This is a genomic window from Gilliamella sp. Lep-s35, from assembly GCF_009795845.1.
Lineage (GTDB): Bacteria > Pseudomonadota > Gammaproteobacteria > Enterobacterales > Orbaceae > Gilliamella.
Map to the genome: position 1 here is coordinate 1 of NZ_WTEX01000061.1, position 1,869 is coordinate 1,869.

The 1,869-nt window shown below is 34.6% G+C and carries 2 protein-coding genes, 1 tRNA gene and 2 pseudogenes; 3 read left to right on the forward strand and 2 right to left on the reverse strand.

Translation table 11 applies throughout. The features are described 5' to 3' along the window. The first annotated feature begins 8 nt into the window (after positions 1-8). Both GQ590_RS12990 and GQ590_RS12605 read left to right on the forward strand, forming a co-directional pair. Entirely contained in the window at positions 9-89 is an 81-nt protein-coding gene (locus GQ590_RS12990; RefSeq protein ID WP_368669163.1) for an IS3 family transposase, read from the forward strand. Positions 90-130: 41 nt separating this feature from the next. Continuing rightward, positions 131-409, forward strand: a pseudogene (locus GQ590_RS12605) (transposase); the annotation flags it as partial. 69 nt (positions 410-478) lie between these two features. Here GQ590_RS12605 and GQ590_RS12415 read toward each other — a convergent pair. Continuing rightward, positions 479-604: pseudogene (locus GQ590_RS12415) on the reverse strand (integrase arm-type DNA-binding domain-containing protein); the annotation flags it as partial. An 81-nt stretch (positions 605-685) separates the two neighbouring features. Then, positions 686-757: transfer RNA gene (locus GQ590_RS11955), tRNA-Arg, on the reverse strand. Between the two features lie 127 nt (positions 758-884). Between GQ590_RS11955 and GQ590_RS11960 the strand changes: the two genes are divergently transcribed. Next, the gene (locus GQ590_RS11960; protein ID WP_065636539.1) at positions 885-1,643 is read left to right on the forward strand and encodes an MlaA family lipoprotein; all 759 of its coding nucleotides are present in this window, start codon (positions 885-887) and stop codon (positions 1,641-1,643) included. Positions 1,644-1,869 lie beyond the last annotated feature (226 nt).

Below are 1,869 nucleotides of genomic sequence, written 5' to 3' on the forward strand. Positions count from 1 at the left end.
GGCTAACCATTTATAATACCGAAAGACCGCATGAGGCACTAAATAATATGACGCCGATTGAATTTAAAACACAAAAACAGGCAGCATAATTTTCTATGTGGGTTTTGTGCTAAAAATGGGGTATTTACAATTTCATTCAGACCGAGGTAAAGAGTTTGATAATCAGCTATTAGCGGATTGTTTTAAGACATTTAATATCATGCATTCATTAAGCAAGAAAGGATGTCCTTATGACAATGCGGTAGCGGAAGCGACATTTAAAACAATTAAAACGGAATTTGTAAAAGGCCAACGTTTCAACTAAGCGGCTGAGTTACAACGCACTTTTTCGGCTTATGCTTATTGGTATAATCATAAACGATTACATTCTTCGTTAGACTATTTGCCTCCCGTTGAATTTAAAAACACTTACCCCTTAATTTTTTGTTTGAAAATGTGTTGCCATTCCAGAATCAGGACTAATATAATTAAATCGCTAAATTTTAGGGCCATTAGACTTAATTAATAAATATAAACCATTGCCATCTGATAAAGTAAAATCCTTTTCTCTTGGCTTGGCTGACTTGATTTGAGTATCATTTAGATGTTTTATAATCTTGACCATTTTATACGAATTTAAGTTATATACGAGCGTATAACATAATATATAACATAAAAATTTGAATTTTATTGAATGGTATAATTTCGACCCCAGCAGGAATCGAACCTGCAACTAGCCCTTAGGAGGGGCTTGTTATATCCATTTAACTATGAGGTCATATAGGGCGCTCATTTTAATAAATTTATAAAGATAATGCTATTTAAATAACGAAAAATTTTTTATTTTGAGTAATCATGATACAATTAAATCATATTTAATTTTATCAGTTTTAAGCGAAGATATTATGAAAAAGCGAATAGTTGGTATGATGTTTTCTGTGATGGCCCTAACTAGTTGTGCCACTTATCAGACCGAAACTAACTCTTATACTGATCCGTTATCTGGCTTTAACAAAACCATGTTTGATGTTAACTACTATGCGCTTGATCCTTATGTCTTGCGCCCTGCTGCAGTCGCTTGGAAAGATTATGTCCCTACTCCTGTTCGTACTGGTGTGGTTAACTTTTCATCTAACCTTTCTGAACCCGCTTCGATGGTGAATAATTTATTACAAGGTGATGTTCATAAAGCAGGCACTCATTTAGCGCGGTTCTTTTTAAATACTGTTTTTGGTTTTGCTGGTTTAATGGATGTTGCTAGTATGTCTGATCCTCAATTACAAAAGGGTGGTAAACGAAGTTTTGGTGATGTTTTAGGTCATTACGATGTACCTTATGGCCCTTATGTTGTACTACCGTTTTATGGATCTGCAACGTTAAGAAACGAAGGTGGTCACGTAGTTGACACTCTTTACCCACCGCTTGTTTGGTTGGACTGGCAATGGGCATTAGTGCGTGGTGTGTTTGACGGTGTTGAAGCGCGTGCTGTTGCGATCGAATATGAAGATTTAATTAAAAATAGCGATGACCCTTACAACTTTATGCGCAATGCCTACTTCCAACGTAATGACTTTGTAGCATCGGGCGGTAAAGTCGATGAAAGTAAGCAGCAACAACGTGAAGAAACCATAAATGATTTTATTAATGATATCGATTCACAATAACTTTTTAAATCAAATAAAAACTGCTAATAATTGGTGGTTTTTTTATTTGTGTTGATGCTATTTTATTCATCAATAGAAAGCATATCACTTACTTGTGAATAGTGTTGATTATATTTTTTTGATTTTTTGTTTTTTTTTACTTAGGGGCTGTTGATCTTTGCTGTACATAAATCACTCAACAATACATTGGCAGCCACATTAACATAAATGCCAGTGATACCATACT